Annotated in this window: 15 protein-coding genes; 8 read left to right on the top strand and 7 right to left on the bottom strand. The window is 45.6% G+C overall.

Going from position 1 to position 17466, the window contains the following annotated elements; genetic code table 11:
* Positions 1 to 37: 37 nt before the first annotated feature.
* Positions 38 to 907 carry a transposase gene (locus tag ABNK31_RS03920; RefSeq protein WP_418894420.1) on the top strand — a complete coding sequence of 290 codons (870 nt, stop codon included), beginning with the start codon at positions 38 to 40 and terminating at the stop codon, positions 905 to 907.
* Here ABNK31_RS03920 and ABNK31_RS03915 read toward each other — a convergent pair.
* Both ABNK31_RS03915 and ABNK31_RS03910 read right to left on the bottom strand, forming a co-directional pair.
* Complete coding sequence (locus ABNK31_RS03915) at positions 904 to 2166, bottom strand: TolC family protein (protein ID WP_418894419.1); 1263 nt, start codon at positions 2164 to 2166, stop codon at positions 904 to 906. The two genes, ABNK31_RS03920 and ABNK31_RS03915, sit on opposite strands and share 4 nt — an antisense overlap.
* A 53-nt stretch (positions 2167 to 2219) precedes the next feature.
* Positions 2220 to 2849, bottom strand: coding sequence for a TetR/AcrR family transcriptional regulator (locus tag ABNK31_RS03910; RefSeq protein WP_418894418.1), 630 nt, complete (start codon positions 2847 to 2849; stop codon positions 2220 to 2222).
* Between the two features lie 376 nt (positions 2850 to 3225).
* Here ABNK31_RS03910 and ABNK31_RS03905 point away from each other — a divergent pair, with 376 nt between their 5' ends.
* The 4 genes from ABNK31_RS03905 (at position 3226) to ABNK31_RS03890 (ending at position 6993) form a co-directional block, all read left to right on the top strand.
* On the top strand, positions 3226 to 4581 hold the full coding sequence (locus ABNK31_RS03905; RefSeq protein WP_418895359.1) for a TrpB-like pyridoxal phosphate-dependent enzyme: 1356 nt from the start codon (positions 3226 to 3228) through the stop codon (positions 4579 to 4581).
* Between the two features lie 375 nt (positions 4582 to 4956).
* Positions 4957 to 5523 carry a chromate transporter gene (locus ABNK31_RS03900; RefSeq protein WP_418895358.1) on the top strand — a complete coding sequence of 189 codons (567 nt, stop codon included), beginning with the start codon at positions 4957 to 4959 and terminating at the stop codon, positions 5521 to 5523.
* Positions 5510 to 6067 carry a chromate transporter gene (locus ABNK31_RS03895; protein ID WP_418894417.1) on the top strand — a complete coding sequence of 186 codons (558 nt, stop codon included), beginning with the start codon at positions 5510 to 5512 and terminating at the stop codon, positions 6065 to 6067. The genes ABNK31_RS03900 and ABNK31_RS03895 overlap by 14 nt, the downstream gene beginning before the upstream one ends.
* Before the next feature lie 89 nt (positions 6068 to 6156).
* Positions 6157 to 6993, top strand: a complete 837-nt coding sequence (locus ABNK31_RS03890; protein WP_418894416.1) for an Rpn family recombination-promoting nuclease/putative transposase — start codon at positions 6157 to 6159, stop codon at positions 6991 to 6993.
* Positions 6994 to 7132: 139 nt separating this feature from the next.
* Here ABNK31_RS03890 and topA read toward each other — a convergent pair whose 3' ends face one another.
* The 5 genes from topA to ABNK31_RS03865 all read right to left on the bottom strand — a co-directional run bounded on the left by topA (position 7133) and on the right by ABNK31_RS03865 (position 13443).
* Entirely contained in the window at positions 7133 to 9484 is a 2352-nt protein-coding gene (topA, locus tag ABNK31_RS03885) for a type I DNA topoisomerase (RefSeq protein ID WP_418894415.1), read from the bottom strand.
* Positions 9485 to 9750: 266 nt separating this feature from the next.
* Positions 9751 to 10359 (bottom strand): IMPACT family protein, encoded by a 609-nt coding sequence (locus ABNK31_RS03880; RefSeq protein ID WP_418894414.1) that lies wholly within the window; start codon positions 10357 to 10359, stop codon positions 9751 to 9753.
* Between the two features lie 373 nt (positions 10360 to 10732).
* Positions 10733 to 12073 (bottom strand): acyltransferase, encoded by a 1341-nt coding sequence (locus ABNK31_RS03875; RefSeq protein WP_418894413.1) that lies wholly within the window; start codon positions 12071 to 12073, stop codon positions 10733 to 10735.
* A gap of 129 nt (positions 12074 to 12202) precedes the next feature.
* Complete coding sequence (locus tag ABNK31_RS03870) at positions 12203 to 12745, bottom strand: hypothetical protein (RefSeq protein WP_418894412.1); 543 nt, start codon at positions 12743 to 12745, stop codon at positions 12203 to 12205.
* A gap of 83 nt (positions 12746 to 12828) precedes the next feature.
* The gene (locus tag ABNK31_RS03865; RefSeq protein ID WP_418894411.1) at positions 12829 to 13443 is read right to left on the bottom strand and encodes a porin family protein; all 615 of its coding nucleotides are present in this window, start codon (positions 13441 to 13443) and stop codon (positions 12829 to 12831) included.
* 340 nt (positions 13444 to 13783) lie between these two features.
* On the opposite strand from ABNK31_RS03865, the gene ABNK31_RS03860 reads away from it, so the two are divergent.
* The 3 genes from ABNK31_RS03860 to ABNK31_RS03850 all read left to right on the top strand — a co-directional run bounded on the left by ABNK31_RS03860 (position 13784) and on the right by ABNK31_RS03850 (position 17446).
* Entirely contained in the window at positions 13784 to 14650 is an 867-nt protein-coding gene (locus ABNK31_RS03860) for a helix-turn-helix domain-containing protein (protein ID WP_418894410.1), read from the top strand.
* Positions 14651 to 14967: 317 nt separating this feature from the next.
* Positions 14968 to 16092 carry a hypothetical protein gene (locus ABNK31_RS03855; protein ID WP_418894409.1) on the top strand — a complete coding sequence of 375 codons (1125 nt, stop codon included), beginning with the start codon at positions 14968 to 14970 and terminating at the stop codon, positions 16090 to 16092.
* A 37-nt stretch (positions 16093 to 16129) separates the two neighbouring features.
* The gene (locus ABNK31_RS03850) at positions 16130 to 17446 is read left to right on the top strand and encodes a TolC family protein (RefSeq protein ID WP_418894408.1); all 1317 of its coding nucleotides are present in this window, start codon (positions 16130 to 16132) and stop codon (positions 17444 to 17446) included.
* The last annotated feature ends 20 nt before the right edge of the window (positions 17447 to 17466 follow it).

Raw genomic sequence — 17466 nt, 5'->3', positions numbered from 1 at the left:
CCCCAGAAAGAAAGAGCTTAAATTGATAAAGATTTATATGTATATATGTGATGTATACGATCAGGAATTGAAATATTATTGCCAAAGATACAGCAATAATTCCAATCCGGCATTCACCGACCAGGAAATAATGACTATTTACCTGTTTGCAGGACATTGTCAAAAATATTTCCAAATCAAAGACATACACAACTTTGCATCAGAATATCTTTCCTCCTGGTTCCCTAAATTACCTTCATACCAGACCTTTAATCTCAGATTAAACCGTCTTAGTGAAGCTTTCAGGGTGTTATCCGGGAGATTGATATCTTCATTCACGCCGCCTGACTCTGAGAAAGGCATATCCCTTGTTGATTCCCTTCCCGTGATCACTTGTGCAGGCAGGAACAGGCAAGCAAAAGTGGCCCGTGAAATAACTTCCAAGGGATACTGTTCTACAAAGAACCAGTATTATTACGGGTTGAAACTCCATGCATTGGCTTTGCGCAGGGAGGGAACAATCCCCTTTCCCGACTCCCTAATGATTACTCCTGCCGAAGATAATGACCTGACTGTTTTTAAACAGGTATGGGGTGATTATATCTGCGAGACCACCATTTTTGGAGACAAGATATATTCTGACTTTGAATACTTTAATGGCGATAAAAAACAAAAACAGCATATCCAAATGTTTACTCCCGTTAAAGCAGTCAAAGGACAATCCGAACAGGATAGACAGAGCCGAAAAGCCTATAATGATTTATTTTCTACCGCTGTTTCCAAAGTCAGGCAACCCATAGAATCATTCTTCAATTGGCTGAACGAAAAAACAACTATTCAAAGAGCGCAAAAAGTAAGATCCTCTAAAGGATTACTTATACATATGATGGGAAAATTCGCCATCGCATTCATTTATCTAATTTTTTAAATACTGATTCGCATCATTAACTGAATTTCATGCAGCAGCAAGTTTTGCCGAGCATTATCCTCGGCATTTACCTGCAAAATATAATCGTTTGCCGTAGCCGTTCCGTATTCCAATTGTTTTTGGGTCGTAATCTTTACGTTTTCCCGTAGCCGTATGATGTCCGTATCGGCCTCCATCAGTTCCTGCCATTTCACTATTTCAGCATGTTCCTGTTTCAGTGCCAGATTCGTATTGAATAAGAACACCTCTTGCTGAACGTCCAACATATCTTTGCTTAGGACAAGATTCTTCTTTTCTTTTTTGTAGGTATATAGTCCCGCGATGTTCCAACTCAACCGGACGCCACCGATATAATAAGCTCCAAAGCCATTGTCCAGAAAGTTAAGCGTCGGCCGGCCGTAACCGCCCTGCAAAAACAGACTGACGCGGGGCAGGTTTTTCGAAGTAACGAGTTTATCCTGGATATCGAGGACGCTCTTTTGTTTTTCAAGCAAACGCAATTCCGGCCGGTTAACGGTCGCCGACAGCCAAGGAGCAGGCGGTTTTTCCAAAACCGTTGTTTCGTTGACCGGAAGGCCGATAAAAAGCGATAACCTGTCGGCATACCCCCGCCGGAGCGCTTTGAGTTCAATGATGCGTTGATCGGCATTGAGCAATTCGGCTTCCAGCATATCGGCATTACTTTTGAAGGCCGTCCCGTTTTCAATAGCCACGCGCGTTTTGGATAATCCCGTGCGGATATCTTCTTGCTTCAATGCGGCCTGTTTTATTTGCGCATCTATAAGGAGGATACCGAAAAAAAGCGCATTGATATGCTCCTTCAATTTGTATAAATCCACTTCTGTTTTTTGTCGTTCCACCGCAGCATTCGCCTTGGCCAGTTGCCTGTTATTCGTGACCGTCAGCAAATCGGTTACCGGCTGCGTTACTTCCGCATATATCTTATATTGATCCTTGCTAAGCCCCGGGATTTCGATATTCGGTAAGGAAATAGGAATCTTCGTCACATCCGATTGGTAAGTCGCTTGTCCGACAAGATTTACCTGCGGCCAATATCCCTTTGACACATTACTGACGGAATAAGCTTCCGACTGATCGATCAGCGCATATTGCTTTACCAACGGATAATGACGTTCCGCCAACCAGTAACAACTGTCAATCGTCAACACAAGGGGCTGCTGAGCCATACCTATAAAATTCACTTCTAAAAGCAGCCCTATGAAACAACTCTTTATGAAAGACTTTCTATTCTTGTTCATCGCTATACTATTGTTTTGATTTAATCATTTGATTAATGACAAGGCAAAAAAAATTATTTTGCTTCAAACATCGCTTTCACCCAAATAGGAATCAACTCTTTCCGCTCTATCATCAATGATTTAAATTCCCTTTCATTTATTTCTCCGATATTCTTAAGGATAGAAGCTCCGAGAAAAGGGAAAATAGTCAGGCTAACCGTATTAATCAAAAAATGAAGAAGGGATACAGAAGCGATTTTCCCCTCTGCTACCGCCTGTTGATATTGTTTGATAAAGACAGTGTCGGAAATCGCATTTTTAATTAAAGACGACAATACAGACTCTTTCTGATTATTCCTTAATTCATTGATAACAAAGAAGGCGACTTGCGGTTCCTGCAACAGTTGATCAATATACGAGGAGGCAAAAGTCGAAATCTTTTGCTCTAAAGAAGTTTCAGGATCATTGATTACCGTCGCGATGATTTTGAGAAAGTCCTGTAAGGTTTCGAACATAATAATGTCGAATAGCTTTTGTTTGCTCCTGAAATAGTAATTAAGAAGGGCAAGATTCATTCCCGCTTCTTCCGCAATATCCCTTGTGCGGGTAGCGGCGAAACCCTTTTCGTGGAATACTTTGCGTGCAGCATTCTTTATTCTTTGTTCGGTAGATAATCCGGAATCGCTATTTTCTTTATGATTCATCTTTATTCTTCTTTGACGTGCAAAGATAAAAGCTTTTTTTCATTTGAGCAAATTATTTAATCACTTGATTAAATAAAAAACGAAGAGCAAAGGATAAAGACAAAAACCGTCCGGCCACTTTTTTCTTTCATTTTATTTGCACATTCAAAAATAACGTTTACTTTTGCAGTTCAAATCATCAAAAAAAGAACAATGAGTTACTCTTTATTATCTTGGCGTTGGTGGCGTTCACATTGTAAACAATGGGAGGGACACGTTTATGCCGGATCGTAAAAGTAATAAACCGAATAAAAAGCAGCCTGTTGTTAAAAAAGCAACAGGCTGTTTGCTTTTTATACCGGCAGGACTGCATTAGTTATCAATCAATAAAAGATTCATTATGGAAAAGAGAAAAAAAATTATGTTGCCGGAGACGGAAATTCCTACCAAATGGTATAATGTGGTAGCGGAAATGAAGCACAAACCCCAACCGATGATCAATCCGGGGACGAAAGAGCCCCTCAAACCCGAAGACCTTTACCCGTTGTTCGCAGAGGAACTGGCACGGCAGGAGTTGAACGAAACCGATGCGTGGATAGACATTCCGGAAGAGGTGCGCGATAAGTACAAGATTTACCGCCCCACTCCACTGGTACGCGCTTATGGGTTGGAAAAAGCATTGGATACTCCGGCGCACATTTATTTTAAAAACGAAAGCGTCAGCCCGGTGGGATCGCATAAACTCAATTCGGCTTTACCGCAGGCTTATTACAACAAAATCGACGGCACAACAAACCTGACAACCGAAACCGGTGCGGGACAATGGGGCACCGCCCTGTCGTTCGCCGCCAAAACCTTCGGACTCGAATTGGCCGTATATATGGTGAAGATCAGTTACGAACAGAAGCCTTACCGCCGCTCGCTGATGCAGACATGGGGCGCACAAGTCATCGCCTCGCCCAGCATGTCCACCAAAGCGGGACGGAAGATACTTACCGACCACCCGACCTATCAAGGCAGTTTGGGAACGGCTATCTCCGAAGCGATCGAACTCGCCATGCAAACGCCGAAATGCAAATACGCGCTTGGAAGCGTGCTGAACCACGTGTCGCTGCATCAAACGATTATCGGCTTGGAAGCGGAAAAACAAATGGAACTTGCCGGAGAGTATCCCGATATCATTATCGCATGCTTCGGCGGAGGATCGAACTTTTCGGGTATCTCATTTCCTTTTCTCAGGCACAATCTATCGGGAGAAAAGAGCACACGCTTTATCGCCGCCGAACCGGCTTCCTGCCCGAAACTCACGCGCGGACATTTCCAATACGACTTCGGCGACGAAACCGGTTACACGCCGCTTATTCCCATGTACACGCTCGGACATAAATTCGCTCCGGCCAATATCCACGCGGGCGGACTTCGTTATCACGGGGCGGGCAGCATCGTCAGTCAACTGCTGAAGGACAAACAAATCGAAGCCGTCGATATCGACCAGTTGGATTCGTTCGAAGCCGGCATATTGTTTGCACGCACCGAAGGCATCGTGCCCGCACCCGAATCGAACCATGCCATTGCCGCCACCATCCGCGAAGCGCTGAAGGCAAAAGAAGAAGGAACGAAGAAAACCATCCTCTTTAACTTATCGGGACACGGATTAATCGACATGTCGGCTTACGACCAATATCTGGCAGGCGATTTAATTAATTATTCCCTTAGCGACGAAGATATAAAGAAATCGCTGGAAGCAGAATGATTAAACAGCGTAAAAGATATAATCTGCCGGACAAACATAAAAAAAGATGTAAAAATATTTGGAAGTTTCATCCGCGTGTTATATCTTTGAGTCATTAAAACGAATGAGCCATTGCCGCATTGGTCGATTGGGAAACTCATCAATAAAAATCAAGAAACCGAGACTAGTTTTTGGTATTAATGGCGGGCCGCACTTCTTCGGAAGAGGCTTTCTTTAGCCCAGCGGATTACAAAGATGCCAGAACACTCAAATCCTGTCATAAGGAGTTTCGACTTATTCCACCAGTGCGGCTTCTTTATAGAAAAAAGCAGATGTGCAAAAGGTTACACTTACGCAGTCTGCTTTTTATTTTTAGCTATCCTTATGCGTATCGTTTTGAAACCCTACATTGAATTATTTTTCGCCTTCTTTAAAATCGGCGCATTCACCTTTGGCGGAGGGTACGCCATGATTCCGCTTATCCGAAATGAAGCCGTCTTCAAACGAAAATGGCTCAACGACACCGATTTTGTGGAGATGCTGGCGGTGGCGCAATCGATGCCCGGCCCGGTGGCATTAAATACTGCTCTTTTTATCGGAAACCGCAGGCAAGGATTCAAAGGCAGTCTGGCAGCCGGCTTCGGCGTAATTCTTCCCTCTTTTATCATCATTCTGTTGATTGCCTTGTTCTTTACACAGTTTAAAGACAATCCTCTGGTCGAAAGGATATTCAAAGGCATCCGCCCGGCAGTGGTAGCCTTAATCGCTGCCCCGCTCATCCAATTGGGCAAAAGCACCGGAATCACCCTGAAAACGCTATGGATTCCGATAGCGGTCGCTTTATCGGTGTGGCTGCTGAACGTGTCGCCCATCCTGATTATCGTGCTCTCTATTGCGGGGGGCATCGCTTATTACAAATTCATTGTTCAAAACAGAAAAGAGCGGGGAAATGGGACTGATTGAACTATACGCATCGATGTTCTTTGCCTTCCTGAAAATCGGGCTGTTCGGCTTTGGCGGCGGATATGCCATGCTTCCGCTCATTCAGCACGAAGTGGTATATCGCTACGGGTGGATTGCCTTGGAAGAGTTTACCGACCTAGTGGCTATCTTTCAAACTACTCCCGGCGCCATCGCGCTGAACTCGGCAACGTATATCGGTTATTCGGCGGTTACAACAGCAGGATACGGCACATTAGAAGGCATTCTTGGCTCGGTGATTTGCACTGCGGGAGTGAGCATTCCCCCACTCATCATCATGACACTCGTCTGCACCTTTTTTTTCAAGATTAAACATAACTCTTGGATACAAGCAGCCCTGAAAGGACTGAAGCCGGCCATTATCGGACTGATAGCTTCAGCAGCATTGATACTGATGAATCAACGGAATTTTCCCGATTATACCAGTTGGGGCATTTTCCTGGTCATATTCATCGCCTCTTTAAAGAAAGTCGATCCTATCCTGCTGATTTTGATAGCCGGTGTAGCCGGCGTGCTTCTTTATTGAACATAAAGGGTAAGAGTCAAAAATAATCCTTTTGTTCCTCTTGCCGTTCAATTTTTATTTACCTTTGTAAGGTAAATAAAGCGAGATATATGCGACGGTTTATCAATCCCTTTTCGGATGTGGAATTTAAAAAAATATTCGGTCAGGAAATCAATAAAGAGCTCTTGATCGAGTTCCTAAACGACCTGCTGGAAGGAGAGAAGCGTATAGAAGATATTCGTTTTTTAGACAAAGAGAGTTTGCCGTTATATGAAAACGATCGAACCGGAATATACGATATCTCTTGCCAGACAGATGCCGGAGAACATTTTATTGTGGAAATGCAAAATATCCGGCAAGTGCATTTCAGCGAACGCGCCTTGTATTATTTAACACGCGCATTGGCCTATCAAGGGGAGAAAAGCGCCCAATGGCAGTTTGAGTTGAATGCGGTATACGGGGTGTTTTTTATGAACTTCCGATTGAACGGGAGACCCGGCAAACTACGAACAGACGTAGTACTTACCGACCGTGAAACGCATGAACAATTCAGTGACAAATTGCGTTTTATCTTTCTAGAACTCCCCTCTTTTCGAAAGGAAGAGGAGGAATGCGAAACAGATTTCGAACGATGGATTTATGTATTAAAGAATATGGAAACATTAAAGAGAATTCCTTTTAAAGCCCGCAAATCGGTTTTTGAAAAACTGGAAAAGATCGCCGACCTGTCCTCCCTTAGCAAAGCGGAACGGATTAAATACGATGCAAGCATTAAAGCGTATCGCGACCACTTGGCTACAATCGCCTATGGCAAAGCGGAAGGGAAGGCGGAAGGTGAACGAAATAAGCAGATAGAAATCGCCCGGAAACTAAAAGCAAAGGGACTTTCGATCGATCTTATTACCGAAACAACCGGCCTGTCTGTCGAAGAAGTAAAAAGACTGTAAGATCATACCCCCGATAAGGCTTGAGCCAATGCTTGAGCCAATGGGCAAGAACAGCGCATAAACCGTTTTCATACAGGTTTATGCGCTGTTTCTAATTTAGGAATAGGAAACCACGCCGGCAAGGCGCATCGGCCGGAAGTTATTTCTTCGTTTTCTTTGCGGTCGTCTTGCGGGTCGTTTTCTTTTTCTTCGTTGTGCCGTCGGTGGCTTCCGCTATAATCTGGCGGCACCTATCGAGCGTCAGTTCCGACGGTTCCTGATTCTTGGGAATCTTATAGTTTTTCTTTTCAAAAGTGATATAAGGGCCGTAACGGCCGTTGAGCACCTGAAGTCCGGGTTCTTCGGGGAAAGTTTTAATCGTCTTTTCGCGATCTTTCTTCTCTTTCGCCTCAATCAGTTCGATGGCTTCCTCGAGCAACACCTCGAGCGGGTCGATCCCTTTGGGTAACGAAACGAACTTGCCATCGTGGCGGAGATAGGGGCCGAAACGTCCTACCGCAGCAACGACGTCCTTGTCGCGGAATGTCCCCACGGTACGGGGCAAATCGAATAGCTTGAGCGTTTCTTCCAGGGTGATGGTCTCGATGGATTGCGTCTTTTGCAGGGGCGCGAAAAGCGGCTTTTCTTCTTCTTCCGACGACCCTATTTGAGCCACCGCGCCATAGCGACCGATTTTTACCGATACCTGCCGTCCCGTTTTAGGATCGGACCCGAGGATTCGCTCGCCCGCTTTGTGTTCGGTATGCGTCTGCGACACCTCTTCGACAATGGGATGGAACACCTTGTAGAAGTCGGCAATCGATTTGTTCCATTGGGTTTTGCCTTCGGCTATCTTATCGAAATCTTTTTCCACATCGGCCGTGAAGTTATAGTCGAGGATCGAAGGGAAGGACTCCATCAAGAAGTCCGTCACGACCATCCCGATATCCGTAGGCACGAGTTTGTTCTTGTCGGCGCCGAAGGTTTCCGTTTTGTCGGTATCCTTCAATTTGCCGTTTTTCAGCGCCAGTACGTTATAAGGCCGTTGTTCGCCCTCGAGACTGCGTTTCTCCACATATTCGCGGTTCTGGATAGTCGATATCGTAGGCGCATAGGTAGAAGGACGCCCGATGCCCAGTTCCTCGAGCTTGCGCACCAGCGAAGCCTCGGTATAACGCGGCGGACGCTGCGTAAAGCGCTGCGTGGCGATCGTCTCGCGCATGTCGAGCGCCTCTCCCTGTGTGAGCGGAGGCAGGATGCCGTCGGTGACTTCGGCATCTTCATCGTCGGTTCCTTCGAGATAGACTCGGAGGAATCCGTCGAACTTCAGCACCTCACCGTTGGCGACAAACTTTCCTTTATCATTCGAGATATCGATAAGCGCCGTCGTTTTTTCGAGTTGCGCATCGGCCATTTGCGAAGCCACGGTGCGCTTCCAGATCAAGTCGTAAAGCTTTTTCTCCTGCGCCGTGCCGTCGATGGCGCTGTTTTGTATATAGGTGGGACGGATGGCTTCGTGCGCCTCTTGCGCCCCCTTCGATTTCGTCGTATACTGACGGACTTTGACGTATTCCGGTCCGTAAAGCTGTGTGACTTCGGCTTTAGCTGTGTTGATGGCCAGTCCCGACAGGTTGACAGAGTCGGTACGCATATAGGTGATCTTTCCCGATTCGTACAAGCGCTGGGCCACACTCATGGTTTGCGCAACGGAAAAGCCCAGTTTGCGCGACGCTTCCTGTTGCAACGTGGAGGTGGTGAACGGCGCGGCGGGCGATTTGCGGGCCGGCTTTACCGTGACATCCTCGATGGAAAAGAGCGAGGACTTGAGCTTTTCGAGCAACGCCAACGCCTCTTCTTTGGTCTTAAGCCGCTTGTTGTATTCGGCCTTGACTTCGAACGATTCGCCGCCTTCTTTTTTCGTAAAGATGGCGATGATGCGATAGGCCGATTCGCTGTTGAACTGCTGTATTTCACGTTCGCGCTCCACAATAAGCCGCACAGCCACCGACTGTACGCGCCCGGCCGACAGAGCAGGCTTGATCTTGCGCCATAAAACGGGCGAAAGTTCGAAGCCGACGATGCGGTCGAGCACACGGCGCGCCTGTTGCGCATCGACCAGATTCTTGTCGATCTTACGCGGCGTTTCGATAGCGCGATGAATAGCCGTATCGGTGATTTCGTGAAAGACGATGCGCTTGGTATTATCGTCCTTCAAGCCGAGGGCATCGAACAAGTGCCACGAGATGGCCTCCCCTTCGCGGTCCTCATCGGAAGCGAGCCAGACCGTTTCGGCTTGCTTGGCCGCCGCTTTCAATTCGGCAACGACTTTCTTCTTGTCGTCGGGTATTTCGTAAATGGGGGTGAAATTATTTTCAATGTCTACGCTGAAGTCCTTCTTTTTCAAATCGCGGATATGCCCGTAACTCGACATCACGTGATAGTCCTTACCCAAGAACCGTTCGATGGTCTTGGCTTTGGCGGGAGACTCAACAATAACCAGGTTTTTCTTCATTCAGTAATCTTTCTTCTTTATAAAAACGCATGTGCTGCTTTTGCTTCGCGCTGCAAAAGTAGTAATTTTAGGCAAGTAACACCAATTTTTTCTGAAAATCATTTGAAATCGGCCATCGGTCGACAGGCTTCGGTCACCGACCGATGGTCTTCATCACCGATCTTCAGTCACCGGTCTTCAGTCGCCAATCGGCGGTCAACAATCGGCAGTCAACAATCGGCAGTCAACAGTCTTTTCATCTTTGCGGACTCGATTTGCGATCTCCATCAATCTCCATCAATTTTTTCAATCTCCACCCCATACACCGCGGCGAACGCATCGTAGAGAGGCAGCGACAACGACCGGCGCACACGCAGGCGAATGACACAGCGCTCGGCGAAATCCTGCTCCCAGTCCGCCTCGGGGAATTGTTTCAAGACACGCATCACGTCGTTCAGCAGCAGATAATCGAAATGCAGAGTAAAACGGTCGTCGACGGTTTTTTGCACGATACAGGCATTGTCGATGGCAGCCTTCGCCGCCTCGCGATAAGCCCGGATAAGGCCGCCGGTACCGAGCAGCGTGCCGCCGAAATAACGCACGACGAGAATGAGCACATCGGTCAGTTGATACGAATTGATTTGCCCGAGAATGGGTTTTCCGGCCGTGCCCGAAGGTTCGCCGTCGTCATTGGCTCGAAAGTCAGCCCTCTCCCACCCCAGCATGTATGCCCAGCACACGTGGCGCGCATCGTAATACTTCTTTCGATATTCATCCAAAACAGTCTTCACCTCTTCGACATCCCGTACGGGAACGGCGAAGGCGAGGAAACGGCTTTTCTTTTCGGTGAGGTGCCCCTCGGCTATGGCTTTTATGGTGTGGAACGTATCATCCATGGCACAAAAATACGATATTTCGTCGTACGAACCACCTTACACGCTTGCATAAGCCTTTTTTCCTTCGAAAAATGGCTTTACAAAGTTGTTTGAACCTTTATTCAACCGTATAAACCGGTTTTCAAGCGTGTTTGAAGCTTTATACGATCGTACGAGGCATTTTACAAGCTTGTCAGCACCTTTATTCAACCGTATAATGCATTTTGCAACCTTGTTAGGGCCTTTATTCAATCGTATAATGCATTTTGCAACTTTGTCGGAGCCATTATTCAACCGTATAATACATTTTACAACCTTGTCGGGGCCATTATTCAACCGTATAACGGGCGTTTATTTCTTCCGATGCCGAATTGGAACAGAGAAAACAGGATGCTTATCGTTCCATCTTTCTCATAGCAAGCATCCAAGGATCGTTGGGATTGAGCTTTTTAATTTGACGGGCAAGCAATCCCGAAAAATATACTTCCACCCCGTCATTTTCAGATAAAGACACCGGCCAAATAAGAATCTGATGATTTTGCAGGTTATGGGGAAGAGAGAGTACGGGACGTCCTTTCCCGAAATCGACAGAATAGATGGGTAACGTCGAAAAGTTATGATTGTAAAAGACTAACGGACGCTTCAAACTGAAGGAATCCGTATCAATCGGCATGTCGGGTAACCTTGTCCCCAGATTATCGGGGTTGTTCATTAAAAATCCGGCCAATTCCTGAGGCGATTGATGAATAATTTTCTGCAATAAATCATATACAATCTGTGCGATCTCGCTCAATGTGGCGGTTCTTTTGTAAGGGCGGGTAGGAACCGTCATGGAAGCATTTCCGAAAAAAGCTGCCGGAATTCCATCAAGGCGTCCACGGAGATCGATCGTGACGGCTTGTTTATAGCCCATACTGTCAGGCAGATTGTTGAGGATGGCAAACATTTTTCCGATATAGGCAGACAAGGCAATACCGGTGGTGCATTCGAAACTGCATTCGGAGGAAATTTTATCTCTCAGGCGTTTGATGGCAGCAGAGGAGAAATGAAACGCTCCCGTTCTTTCAAGGGCAATTCCCGATAACGAATCGGAGAACATTTTGATGATAGAGCCGGAAAATAAACTTTTCCATCCTTGAGCGAAAGACGGGTAACCGCCGTCTTCCCGGGCAGAGGATTGCGCTGTTGAAAACAACGATTGCTCAAACACCGGTTCTACAATATCTTCCCCCCTACACAGTTTACTCCAGTCATTCACGATCGTATAAAAATTTACGCAGTCGACACAACCGTGACTACATTGTACACTCAAGACCGATCCGTTCTTTAATAAACTAAGCGTCACATTCATCGGAGCGATGTTTCCCCTTTTGACTTCACCCAAATCGAGCGGCGTTGTGAACCTCCTGGCCCATTTGTCCGTTTTCCCGATATCTTCTACGGACACGCTCGTTTCTTCTTTCACAATAAAAGGCGTTCCTCTGTTCGAAAACACAATTCCGGAGCCGTTTGGATGGACCCTTCCCGACAACGGCGGATAATAGCCCAGCAGTTTTCTGAAAGCCGCTTTCATGGCATCGATGTCGGGAATATGATCATAGACCCATGTTCCGCGAAAACACAAGTTCAGGTTGTTGATATCCGGCTCCGAGAACGCCCTTACGGTTAAAGGCTCTCCATATCCTTCGGCTCGCACCAAATTATAACTAAGTAAATTATGAAAAACATCTCCCATTTTATCCGTTTTTTATTTCTTTCTTTTTCCGTAAAAAGCGCTGATTCCAAGCTCCATATTATACCTTCATATAAAATAGCATGGCGCCCATCCTATTCAGGAGGGCGCTCATGCATTCACATCTTCCTTTTATAAAAATAACTCCCGGCCTTCTTCCCCCAACTGATAGACCAACTCATATTGTTCCTCAATAATGGGAGTCAGCTTTGAGATCTGTTTATTCCGGATATTTTTATATACACAGAAATAGGCAATCAAACAGATACTTAAGCCCAACAGGGCGAGCAGGGAGAACGCCACAAACTTTGCCTCAAGCAGTTTGAATATCGACACCGTCAGCAAGGCGGCTCCGGTTAAACCCACTGTTAAGGTAACGATAAACGGAATGGCGGATTTGAGATTTTCCAGTCGCTCAATCTTCTTCAATGCCTCTTCGCATTTTCGTTGTTTTAAAGCCAGCCGGCTCCGGTTAGGAATGTCCCGGTCTCGTTTGAAACGCAGGATTGTCTGGTTTCTGTTCAACGGAGTTTCCGGCATTGAAACGGCAGTCAAATTATCTATCCATCCAAAATTCCGGTACATATCGCTGTAGATCGGCTCGAACTCGATCGGTACATATACCGATAAATATTCGTATGCCACAAAATCCGATCGCTTATTTTTATCTGTCATTGTTCTTTGTGATGTGTTGATGATCTTTATTTTCCTCCGTGTTCCGTAGAAATCTACAGGCACAACGGCCAATCGATGAATACCTAAAAACGATAGCCTAATTGCAAGGATACTTGTTGATTACGCAACTTACCACTTCCTTCGTCCAACGCATTGACAAGCCCCAGCTTGTACGAGCCGTGAACACTAAGTCCGAAATCGAACTCATATCCGACAGTTGCGGCCAAACCGGCATCGAACCGTTGCAGTTTACTGCCCAGGAAGTCGCTTCCGTCATACAAATCATACTCCGTACCGCCGGCTTTTGCCTGAGCGCTCAATCCCACCTCGGCAAACGGGCCCACACCGAAAGTCGCTCTTTCGCCGTTTTCCTGTTCAAAACGGGCCAACGCATATACCGGCACGCTGATTCCCCAATACGAAAAATCGCCCTTGCTCCCGTTATACGTCAATTCCGAGTTGTTCCACTGCAATTGCACTTCAGGTTGCAAGGTGAAATAATCGGCCAAATCGAAGGCGGCAAAAACACCTACCTGCGCGCCCACGCCCATTTTACTTTTTACTCCGTCCAAATCCGACAAAAGATGGTTCGACAGGTTCGCTCCTGCTTTTACTCCGAAACTTGGGGACTGTGCATAAATCTGTGATGCACTCAAACTAATCATTACGACAAATGATGCTAACCAAAATTTTTTCATTTTTTCTTACTGTTTAATGATTTAATAAATAAATTCCTGTTGTCTTTAAAATAAAATACTATCCTTTTAAAATTTTTCTCCTTAACAATAATGCTCCCAGGGAACTCATTACTGCAAATCCTATCAGCGACGCCGCCGACACAAATACAATTCTTAATCCTCTTTTCATTGTTAATCCTCCTCTTTTATGTTCGTTGTATTTTCACACTGCAAAGAAAAGATGTTTTTGCGCACAATAAAAGGCCAATATTCCACCATTATTGGAACTTTTGGCTCATACGGCTTGTTTTTCCGACTATTTTTCCTATTTTTGCAAAATAATTTCTCAAAAAAGGAACGGATGAAAGAAGTAATTTCTCTTTTTGACTGGAGATCCGAATTAAATCAAATAGAAGCGGATGCAATCGGCGACGATATTATATTGCTCGAGAACCCGATCATCACCACGGCATTCGACTACCCTTTCAAAGTCGATGTGGTAACCGCTATTATCTGTACGGAAGGCAGCATAAAAGGTTTTATCGACCTGAAGCAGTATCATTGTACGGCTCCGGCCTTGTTTATTGTCCTTCCCGATCAGATCCTGCAATATGAAGCATACAGTGAAAATTTCTCCGGTTATTTTATTGTAATGTCCAAAAAATTCACCAACAGCCTGATAGATCTTAAAGACAAATACCCCCTGAACCTTTCGGTAAAAGATAATCCATGGATACCTTTGGCTGAAGGAGAAATAGACGGAATGATACTCTATTATAAAATGTTGCAGCAAACGATCCGGATGAAAGACAATCCCAACCGCATGCAAATCCTCAAATTGTTGACGCAGGCATTCTTTATGGGATTAGGATATCAGTTCCATAAACTGCCGAAAGAGGAAAATAAATCGAAAAGAGATTTGCTGGTCGAGGAATTTACCGACTATGTGCAGAAAGATTATAAAAAACATCGCGACACCGAATTTTATGCTTCAAAATTGTCGCTCACCCCTAAATACCTATCCAAAGTAATTAAGGAAAATACCGGAATGTCGGCAACCGATTGGATAAACAGCTATGTAATACTCGAAGCGAAGGCGCTGTTGAAATCGACTGACATGACCGTACAGCAAATCAGCGACGAACTGAATTTCCCTTCACAATCGCACTTCGGAAAGTTTTTTAAAAGACAAACCGGTCTATCACCCAAAGAATACAAGAACGACTAATCCCTTTCTGTTTTTTTTGAGGGGGGCTGCTTTTTGAGCCCTCCGCCCATACGTTTTCGGCTCCCGGGAGCTCCGAATGCTTTCCGGTGCGCATAATCGGACTTGCCGGCAAATCTCCCCGTCCGCCGATGACTTAAAAAGCACATCCGCCGAACCCCTATTATGGAACTTTAGACGTATTTTTACACACAATAGTCCAAATATTCCAACATTAGTGGAATAATGGCCTTTTTTACCAACAAAATCGCACCTACCTTTGCAGCGTCAATGTGATCACGATATCACACATATTTTATAAACAACTAAAAAATAGACGTATGAAACGAAAATCTTTTTCAAAAGTAGTAAACAATCCGGAAGTAACGCTGGATATAGAAGGACATGGAATTCCCGAAGACGCACGCGATGCGGCATTTTTAGACTGGCTCTGTTCGTTTGTCGCTGTCGGCGACGACGGAAAACAGTATTGGTTTGGGTGCTCGCCGCTTATCTTAGCCTCCGAAGACAAAGACTTATGGCATTACGAACTGTGTTGGGATACCGGTGAAGTCATTCAATCGCCCACCTCTATTTATAAGGTAGCCGATTTTCCGCCCGTAAACATTACCGGACAGTTCGTATATCCCGGAGGAACGCTGAAAGTAGAGAAATCCGACACGCAGGTAAGGGTTAGTCTGGGTAACTTCCAGGTGATTTGCAAAGACGATAAGTCGTGGCATTATACGCTCGAAGACGAAGCGAAGGGCATCAAGGCCGAATTTGTTCACTACGGCGCCGGATATCCGCTTTGGTACGGTAAAGAAGCGCCTTCTTACCTCACACAGCACAGTATCGCTTACGGATATAATTGGTCGGGGATAGTGGAAGGAAAACTGACTATCCACGGGCGGGAAATAAAAATAAAAGGCCGTGGCGTACGCGAACGCTATATCGCCGTCGACTCATCGGCCGCCGAAATCGGCGGGTGGGAAGATTGGATGTGGTTTCATTTTGACGAAGTTTTCGGTAGTTTATATGAAATGAGGCTCGGCCTGAAAGATATGGTGCTGAATGTGGTAGACGGCAAGCAATATTTCCCTGCCGGCGACTTTCATATCGAGCATCAGGAATGGGTGTTCTTCCCCGCCTTGGGCGCATTTATTCCCACTGTTTACAAGGTGACAATGGAAACCGAAGGAGGTGTGCTGGAATATACGGCGCATGTGGCCAATGCGACGGTATGGGGGGTAACCGGTAAAGTTCCCGACAATCCTGTGGCTACGCTCAATTGGGATAAAGTGGAAGGCACCTTCACCGGCAAAGACGGGCACAAACAGGTACTGACAAACGGAATGGGAGGTGTATCCATTCGTCAATGGAAACCGTATCCGTCCCTTTTCCCGGTAGATTTAGCCGGCTCGAACGCCCTTCACACAGCTCCTAATAAATTGAATACGCTTTAACATAAGATGTACAAAGCAACGAAACAGGTAAAGGTATATGAAATCATACAGCAAAAGAATCTTCTTTTTCGGGATCGCTATCAGTATATTGTTTAACGCCTTATCGCAGGAGACGGAACAATACAGGCTATCCCTTGAACAAGCCGTGGAGATGGGATTGCAAAACCATCAGCAGTTAAAAATTTCTTCCGCGCAAGTTAAAGCCAGCGAAGAAGAGGTGAAGGTCTCAAAATTGCAACAATTGCCTTCCATCACTTTAACAGCCAACGCTTTTTATTTAGGCGATGCCGTCATCTTGGATCAAGATTTGGCGAAAGTTCAAACTGTCGACATGCCTCATTTCGGCAACACATTCGGCATAGAGGCGGCGCAACTCCTGTATAAAGGCGGAGTTGTTAAGAAATCGATCGAAATGGCAGAACTGAAGCAACAGTTGGCCGAATTGGATTTCGCCGGTAATGAGCAGGAAATAAAATTTCTGATAGTATCCAATTATCTGGATATCTATAAGCTGATAAACCAAATACAGGTACTGGAACAAAATAAAGTGCATGCAGAACAATTGCTCGCGAATGTCACAAAATTGTATAAGGAAGACATGGTAACCCGCAACGAGGTGATACGATCGGAACTCCTGATAAAAAATCTGGAACAGTCTATCCTTACCGTCAAAAACAACCATGCCATTCTAAGCAATCAGATGAGCTATGCCCTCGGTTTGCCGAACAACATCATCATTATCCCTACGGAAAAGATAGAAGACATCGTTATGATAGAGTCGCAATCGTATTATACCGATTTAGCGCGTCAACATCCGCATTTACAATCGGCGGAGAAAAATGTCGAAATAGCCGAAAAAAACGTCAGCATCCAAAAAACAAATTGGGTTCCAAGCATCTCTGCTTTCGGCGGCTACACGATGCAAAGGCCGATCACTACGAGTACGCCGGCTTTGGACTTGTATAGCAACTCATGGCAAGTAGGACTCAACCTGAGTTTCAATCTCGATAATTTATTCAGAACCAAACGGCAGGTCAATTTAAGTAAAAGCCAGGCGCGCATTACCCGGGAATCCTTAACGTATACCCGGCAAGCTATTGCAATAGAAATAAATGCAGCGTATGTGAAATATCAGGAGGCGAAACAACAAATCGCATTAACGGATAAATCAAGAGCATTGGCAAATGAGAATTACGATATCGTAAAAAATAAATATTTGCACCAACTGGCTATTACGGCGGAAATGACCGATGCCAGCAATGCCAAATTGAATGCTGAACTGGAATATGCCAATGCCGTGGTAAAAGCATTGTTCCAATATTACAATTTACTGAAAGCCACGGGCACCCTATAACGATCCGATAACGACTCTAC

Origin of the sequence: Limibacterium fermenti, from assembly GCF_041902845.1 — a bacterium.
Lineage (GTDB): Bacteria > Bacteroidota > Bacteroidia > Bacteroidales > Dysgonomonadaceae > Limibacterium > Limibacterium fermenti.
Note: the sequence above shows the minus strand (reverse complement) of the source record. Positions and strands in the feature narration are given on the sequence as shown.

Bases quoted from the DNA above. Each gene is read 5' to 3' on its own strand.
- ABNK31_RS03875 (WP_418894413.1), bottom strand. From the start codon at position 12,073: ATGGGAGATGTTTTTCATAATTTACTTAGTTATAATTTGGTGCGAGCC.
- ABNK31_RS03860 (WP_418894410.1), top strand. From the start codon at position 13,784: ATGAAAGAAGTAATTTCTCTTTTTGACTGGAGATCCGAATTAAATCAA.
- ABNK31_RS03865 (WP_418894411.1), bottom strand. From the start codon at position 13,443: ATGAAAAAATTTTGGTTAGCATCATTTGTCGTAATGATTAGTTTGAGT.
- ABNK31_RS03920 (WP_418894420.1), top strand. From the start codon at position 38: ATGTATATATGTGATGTATACGATCAGGAATTGAAATATTATTGCCAA.
- ABNK31_RS03870 (WP_418894412.1), bottom strand. From the start codon at position 12,745: ATGACAGATAAAAATAAGCGATCGGATTTTGTGGCATACGAATATTTA.
- topA (WP_418894415.1), bottom strand. From the start codon at position 9,484: ATGAAGAAAAACCTGGTTATTGTTGAGTCTCCCGCCAAAGCCAAGACC.
- ABNK31_RS03855 (WP_418894409.1), top strand. From the start codon at position 14,968: ATGAAACGAAAATCTTTTTCAAAAGTAGTAAACAATCCGGAAGTAACG.
- ABNK31_RS03880 (WP_418894414.1), bottom strand. From the start codon at position 10,359: ATGGATGATACGTTCCACACCATAAAAGCCATAGCCGAGGGGCACCTC.
- ABNK31_RS03850 (WP_418894408.1), top strand. From the start codon at position 16,130: ATGAAATCATACAGCAAAAGAATCTTCTTTTTCGGGATCGCTATCAGT.
- ABNK31_RS03890 (WP_418894416.1), top strand. From the start codon at position 6,157: ATGCGACGGTTTATCAATCCCTTTTCGGATGTGGAATTTAAAAAAATA.
- ABNK31_RS03895 (WP_418894417.1), top strand. From the start codon at position 5,510: ATGGGACTGATTGAACTATACGCATCGATGTTCTTTGCCTTCCTGAAA.
- ABNK31_RS03910 (WP_418894418.1), bottom strand. From the start codon at position 2,849: ATGAATCATAAAGAAAATAGCGATTCCGGATTATCTACCGAACAAAGA.
- ABNK31_RS03915 (WP_418894419.1), bottom strand. From the start codon at position 2,166: ATGAACAAGAATAGAAAGTCTTTCATAAAGAGTTGTTTCATAGGGCTG.